At 41.3% G+C, this 6,033-nt stretch carries 7 protein-coding genes and 1 rRNA gene; 6 read left to right on the top strand and 2 right to left on the bottom strand.

Features of this window, described 5'->3' with window-relative positions:
* Nucleotides 1-380 (bottom strand): DUF2680 domain-containing protein (locus JL57_RS23115; protein ID WP_291300461.1); only part of this gene is annotated, 380 nt, incomplete at its 3' end.
* 208 nt (nucleotides 381-588) lie between these two features.
* On the bottom strand, nucleotides 589-756 hold the full coding sequence (locus tag JL57_RS35315; protein ID WP_291300438.1) for a hypothetical protein: 168 nt from the start codon (nucleotides 754-756) through the stop codon (nucleotides 589-591).
* A gap of 382 nt (nucleotides 757-1,138) precedes the next feature.
* Between JL57_RS35315 and JL57_RS23125 the strand changes: the two genes are divergently transcribed.
* The 6 genes from JL57_RS23125 to JL57_RS35320 form a co-directional block, all read left to right on the top strand.
* Nucleotides 1,139-2,758, top strand: coding sequence for a gamma-glutamyltransferase family protein (locus JL57_RS23125; RefSeq protein ID WP_291300462.1), 1,620 nt, complete (start codon nucleotides 1,139-1,141; stop codon nucleotides 2,756-2,758).
* Between the two features lie 221 nt (nucleotides 2,759-2,979).
* Nucleotides 2,980-3,189 (top strand): helix-turn-helix transcriptional regulator, encoded by a 210-nt coding sequence (locus JL57_RS23130; RefSeq protein WP_034144291.1) that lies wholly within the window; start codon nucleotides 2,980-2,982, stop codon nucleotides 3,187-3,189.
* Entirely contained in the window at nucleotides 3,182-3,625 is a 444-nt protein-coding gene (locus JL57_RS23135; RefSeq protein WP_291300463.1) for a DUF6773 family protein, read from the top strand. Before JL57_RS23130 ends, JL57_RS23135 begins: the two co-directional genes overlap by 8 nt.
* Nucleotides 3,626-4,157: 532 nt before the next feature.
* The gene (locus JL57_RS23140; RefSeq protein ID WP_034144293.1) at nucleotides 4,158-5,018 is read left to right on the top strand and encodes a nitroreductase family protein; all 861 of its coding nucleotides are present in this window, start codon (nucleotides 4,158-4,160) and stop codon (nucleotides 5,016-5,018) included.
* A 27-nt stretch (nucleotides 5,019-5,045) separates the two neighbouring features.
* Nucleotides 5,046-5,354 carry a DUF6897 domain-containing protein gene (locus JL57_RS23145; RefSeq protein WP_034144294.1) on the top strand — a complete coding sequence of 103 codons (309 nt, stop codon included), beginning with the start codon at nucleotides 5,046-5,048 and terminating at the stop codon, nucleotides 5,352-5,354.
* A gap of 478 nt (nucleotides 5,355-5,832) precedes the next feature.
* Nucleotides 5,833-6,033 (top strand): 16S ribosomal RNA (locus tag JL57_RS35320); the annotation flags it as partial.

The raw sequence follows: 6,033 nt of genomic DNA on the forward strand, positions 1-6,033 counted from the left end.
CCAAATCCAGCTCCCATGCTTCTTCCTAATCTGGCAGTACTGGTTCCGTCGCAGGTGGCTTGATTCGTCGCTATGGAGTTGAGCATAGCATCTGCTTGTGCCTGAGTGAGGTTGCCATCTTTGACTCTTTGGTCAAGGATGGCTTTCTTTTGTTCAAGAGTCTGAGCTTTGAACTCGTCTAACTTTCCGGCTTCGCTAGCGATGGTACCATAGGTTTTTCCTGTAGCTCTTTCCGAGGTAACTTGATCTACGGTTTTTCCAGTCAAGCCAGCTGTGATTTCTGCTGGAGTCTGACCAGTTATGGCAGCGAAGGCTGTTCCGGTTACCCCTAAGAGTCCCACGATCGTGGCTGCAGCAATGTAAGATTTGAACTTTTTCATGGTTTATGCACTCCTTTTGTTATTTGATTTAACTTATGATTGAATTATAGTAAGAATATTTGTCAAAAGTATGTCAAAAGATTGAAACAACTATGTCATTAGGTTCTAATTCAAATTAGTTAAAGGCTACCACATATGAAGTGGTAGCCCTCTTAGATTATATCAGAATCATTAGTATCTCCATTTATTAGATATCTCAGACGTCATTTTAGAAAATGACGCCTAATGCGATAAGAATCAAAATAGCGATTGCGATAATGCCTACTCCTACACCTGCGCCTACGCCAACACCATAGCCGCCACAAGCTGCAGCAACTGGTGCAACAGGTTGAGGACAACATGCTCCGGTCATTCCACCATAACCCATTCCGTACATAAGAAGTTCCACCTTTCTAAATTAAAATACAATTCCCATTGCGATTAGAAGAAGAATTATGACTACAACTGCGGCGATCCCTGCGCCTAAGCCTTTTCCGCCACCATAAGCTGCTCCACCAACGTTATCAAATGCCATTTGAATTTCCTCCCTTCCAGTGATACCACATAATATGCACTACTTTAAAAATGTGGAACAAAATGGTAAAATAGTACAGGTCTTTTCGATCATATAGAGAGGTGCTCAGACCAAATTGTGGCCTTCTTATCCTACTTACTGAGTACAGTTTGTTGCTTGATTATAGGATTTGTGTAAGGACGAGTAATCATTGTTCAACTAGGGGCTAATGCCAAGCTAATACAGAAATACAAGTAGTGGAGGAATGCGTAAGATGCTTAATTTTGATACGCTTTATAATCCTTATGCCTCACGTCGAATGACCGCCTACGCCAAAAATGGTATGGTTGCCACTTCTCAGCCCCTTGCGGCCGAAGCAGGGTTATCGGTCTTAAGAAAGGGTGGAAATGCCATTGACGCGGCGATTGCCACAGCGGCCTGTCTTACGGTTGTTGAGCCGACCTCAAATGGAATAGGAGGGGATGCATTTGCTTTGGTCTGGACTAAGGGGCAACTTTTTGGACTTAACGCCAGCGGCCCTGCCCCCCAACTGCTCACGTTGCAAGCCTTGAAAAAAGCTGGACACCAAGAAATGCCTACCTATGGATGGTATCCCGTTACCGTTCCGGGAGCGCCCGCTGCCTGGGCTGAGTTATCTACCCGTTTCGGTAAGCTTCCTCTGACCAAAGCGATGCAACCTGCGATTTCGTATGCCGAACAAGGTTATCCCGTATCCCCAACTGTGGGGAAGAATTGGGAGATCGCTTTCGACCGATATGCGGTGAATCTTAAAGACGAGCAATTCAAAAACTGGTTTAAGACATTCTCTCCTCAAGGGCGTGCTCCAAAAATTGGTGAGCTTTGGAGTTCTCAAGATCACGCCCGCACCTTGCAATCGATTGCCGAAACAAACGCCCGATCGTTTTATAGTGGAGAAATCGCGGAGAAAATCGATCAATTCTCTAAGCTGCACGGTGGTTTTCTGAGAGCAGATGACTTGGCGGCTTACACTCCGGAATGGGTAACCCCGATCTCCATCAATTATCGTGGGTATAAGGTCTGGGAAATTCCGCCCAATGGACATGGACTTGTGGCTTTAATGGCCTTAAATTCTTTAAAAGGGTTTGAATTCGAATTCAAAGAGAGCACCGACTCTTATCATCGGCAAATCGAAGCACTTAAGCTGGCGTTTGCCGACGGGAAGAAGTACATTGCCGATCCCTCTCAAATGAAGGTAAGTATTGAGGAACTGTTATCAGATGAGTATGCTGAGGAACGCCGGAAACAAATTGGAGATAGAGCGATTCAACCTGAACCTGGAAACCCATCCAAAGGCGGGACGGTCTATTTAGCAACCGCAGATGACGAAGGGAACATGGTTTCGTATATTCAGAGTAATTATAAGGGCTTTGGTTCTGGCTTGGTTGTACCAAAAACAGGGATTAGTCTACATAATCGCGGAAACAACTTTTCTTTGGATCCGAACCATGACAATTGTCTTCAACCAGGTAAAAGGCCTTACCATACTATCATTCCAGGCTTCTTAACAAAAGATAGCCTTCCTGTGGGCCCCTTTGGAGTGATGGGAGGCTTCATGCAACCTCAAGGGCATGTCCAAGTGATTATGAATACTGTCGATTATCATTTGAATCCTCAAGCTACTCTTGATGCGCCACGTTGGCAATGGATTAATGGAAAAACCATTGAGATTGAACACTCCTTTCCTGAGTCGATTGCTCAAGAATTAGCGCGTAGAGGACATAACATTCGATGGTCGATGGATACATCTAGTTTTGGACGTGGTCAAATCATCTGGAGAAGTAAGGACGGGATTCTGGCTGGTGGCACCGAGTCAAGAGCGGATGGACATATGGCCATGTGGTAAGCATTGGGGTTTTTCTTCAGAGTGTGTTTATAATAGTATGAACCTGTAAATTATTGAAGTTTACGAGCCTTCACCATGAACGAGTGTGAGGCTCTTTTTTTGTCTGCAAAAGTATGTATCAGCAAAAATAATAACGCATTGTATCAAGTACTATATACAAAGTGTATAAAATATTTGACATTAAGCTTGATTAATGTTACTATTTTACTAGAGGTGTTATGATGAGTAAGAACTTGAAATTGAAATCATCGAGAGCAGCTAAAGACATGTCACAAAAGGATTTGGCGGATGCCACTGGAGTTACTCGACAGACCATTAATGCGATTGAAAAAGGTGATTACAATCCATCCATTAAGTTATGTATTTCTATATGTAAAGTCCTAGGGAAAACTCTCGATCAATTATTTTGGGAAGGTGATGAAGATGCGTAGTAATGAATTAGATGAAATGCAAATTCAAAAACGAAACATGATTGGAAATCAGGCCTATATGTTGCTCTTTTATCTGCTCTTGATTGATATAGGGCTCTATGGGTTTGGGTTCCGATGGTTAAAATATCCCATGAATGTTTATGTAATTATGATGGGGTGCATGACCTATTATTTGCTTCGAATAATATGGAACAATTCTTACGTCGGACCGAGAAAAGATACTAAGACGATAGGTAGAAAAATTGGATTTGTCCTTGGGTTATCAGGTTTAGTGGCTGGAATTACAATATACTTGCTCGGGGAAAATTCTTTAATAAGTCCGATATCCAACGACGATAATGGTGCAATGTTCTTATTTATTTTTTCAATAGTGTCATTAATTGTGTTAGTGGTGGTTGGCCTGATCTCTAAGTGGCAAACTAAAGGGGATGAATAATTCATAAATCACAAATACACTCACGCAGTCAATTGGGATGTGGTTTGAAAGAATCACTCGATCCCGTAAAATAGCGCCTATTTGCTTATGATTTTAAAATGCAAGAAAGTAACAGTATATCGAGATAAGGTCATTCGAAACGGTGGGTAGGGTGATGGCTAAACTATGTATGGAAAAATGTTTTACCTGTAATACTAGGGTAAATGGGTGATGGGAGGTATTTTATTTGGGAGACAAGAGTCCTAAAAATAAGGAAAAAATGAAGAAGAAATCTGAGAAGAAAATTATTGCCCCATTATCTTAGCTAGTCCAAACTAAATGTTAATAAATCTCTATCTAGAGACTTCGGTATAGATCCGGGGTCTGTTTTTTTAGGCCTCGATAGTTGAGGGAATATTTGTCATGAATCAAACAGTTGCGGTTGAAAGAAGACTAAACAATAGTTATTAAACAATTTCATTAATCTCCATAATTTGCTATAATTGACGAGAGGGGTTAAGTGTAAATCCCAATCCTTGATGTGGAGGTTTCTATGAGGGGTGAACTATTCGAATTGACGATTACAGAAATAATTAAAAAGAGACTATCTGTCCGAACTTATTTAGAGCAACCTCTGACACCAGAGATAAAAGAAAAATTGCAAGGATTCTTTTCGATGCCGAGGGGTCCGTTTGGTGGGACTTTAAGAATGAACTTGATTGAAAGTGATCTTGCTCGTAAAGAATCGAATGCAAAGCTTGGGACTTATGGCGTGATAAGAGGTGCTTCAACCTATGTCGTTGCTGCTGTCGAAAAGGCGGATAGAGATTTGGAAGACTTTGGTTATTCCCTGGAGAAGGTTATTCTATATGCTACATCTTTGGGGTTAGGTACTTGTTGGCTTGGAGGAACCTTCAAGAAAAGTGAATTTGGTAGGGCAATTGGGCAAAAGGATCATGAAGTATTGCCTTGTATCACACCCATAGGCTATCCCAGTAGTAGAAAGAGTCTGATTGATTCTGCATTGAGATTTACTGCGGGATCAAAAAATCGCAAAGGCTGGGGTGAGCTTTTCTTCAGTCGTGATTTTAGTCATCACTTATCTGAGCTGGAGGCTGGAAAATTCGCAACCCCTCTCGAAATGCTTCGACTGGCACCCTCTGCCTCCAACAAGCAACCGTGGAGGATTGTCAAGGATACTAATAAGATCCATTTCTACCTTCAGCATACTAAGGGTTATGCCAAGGCCTTGGCTTATGATTTACAAAGAGTTGACATGGGGATAGCCATGTGTCATTTCGAACTAACAGCTAGAGAACAAGGTATCGATGGAAAATGGCATGTCAGTGATCCAGGGAGCATAAGTACACCACAAGCCACAGAGTATGTCATAACTTGGGTCGACGGTATTTAATTAATCCATATAAAAGGATGAGGTCTATTGAATATAGGATCATTGATTGCGATTTATTTGCCGTTTTTTATTATATTTTTTGTTGTTTTACCGCAACAACGTACCTTATATAAGGCAATACTTTTAAGAATCAAGAAGAGGAAAGGTGTTGTAAAGATGACCAACGAACTCATTAAACGATATATCGGCAAGCAATGCTTGATATCTACGGGATCTTTTGGCACTAGTGTCAAGGGAATAATCATTGATGTCAATGAAAATTGGCTTGAAATAGAAACTAAAAAAGGCAGCGAACTTATTAATGCGGAATTTATTCAGAGTATAAAAATAACATAAACAGCAAAAACTATATCTAGTACCAAGCACCAAAGCACCATGTACAAACCCCTTAGAAGTTGGTTAATACTCAAGCTTTACAAATCACCCTATTGAGGGCACATAGAAATCTGTGATACTATCTCAATCGTTGCTCCACTGTGTGAAACTTAGGTGAGTGAAACCAAGAGCAGTAGCATAAAAAAACAGTTGACAGCATATGATGAAAATGGTATTATAACCGAGTGCCACAAACGCACATTGATCGAAAGTGCAAGAAGTCACGGCTTCACACTACTTGATCAAAACATACGGAAAATTAGTTGTTGACAACGAGAGTTGAAAATGCTAAGACGTAAATCCGGCCTCAAACGGCTAAGGAAAATTAATGGTCTTTGAAAACTAAACAACAAGGACAGCCAATGAGAGAAACTCGAAGGAGTTTCAAAATAAATCATGAGCGAATCATCTTCTTCAATAGTAGAAGTTTGAATAACTTTTTTTGGAGAGTTTGATCCTGGCTCAGGACGAACGCTGGCGGCGTGCCTAACACATGCAAGTCGAACGGCCTACTCGAGGTTCGATATTCGAGGTTCGAGGTTCGATTTAAGGTAGTTTGTGTGGTGTAAAAGACCATAAAGACTACTTGGGTCGAATATCGAATATCGAATGTCGAACTTCGTGGGCAGTGGCGGACGGG

Source organism: Desulfosporosinus sp. BICA1-9, from assembly GCF_000802135.1.

Coding starts and splice junctions, on each gene's coding strand:
- JL57_RS35315 (WP_291300438.1), bottom strand. CDS start 756: ATGTACGGAATGGGTTATGGTGGAATGACCGGAGCATGTTGTCCTCAA.
- JL57_RS23125 (WP_291300462.1), top strand. CDS start 1,139: ATGCGTAAGATGCTTAATTTTGATACGCTTTATAATCCTTATGCCTCA.
- JL57_RS23130 (WP_034144291.1), top strand. CDS start 2,980: ATGAGTAAGAACTTGAAATTGAAATCATCGAGAGCAGCTAAAGACATG.
- JL57_RS23135 (WP_291300463.1), top strand. CDS start 3,182: ATGCGTAGTAATGAATTAGATGAAATGCAAATTCAAAAACGAAACATG.
- JL57_RS23140 (WP_034144293.1), top strand. CDS start 4,158: ATGAGGGGTGAACTATTCGAATTGACGATTACAGAAATAATTAAAAAG.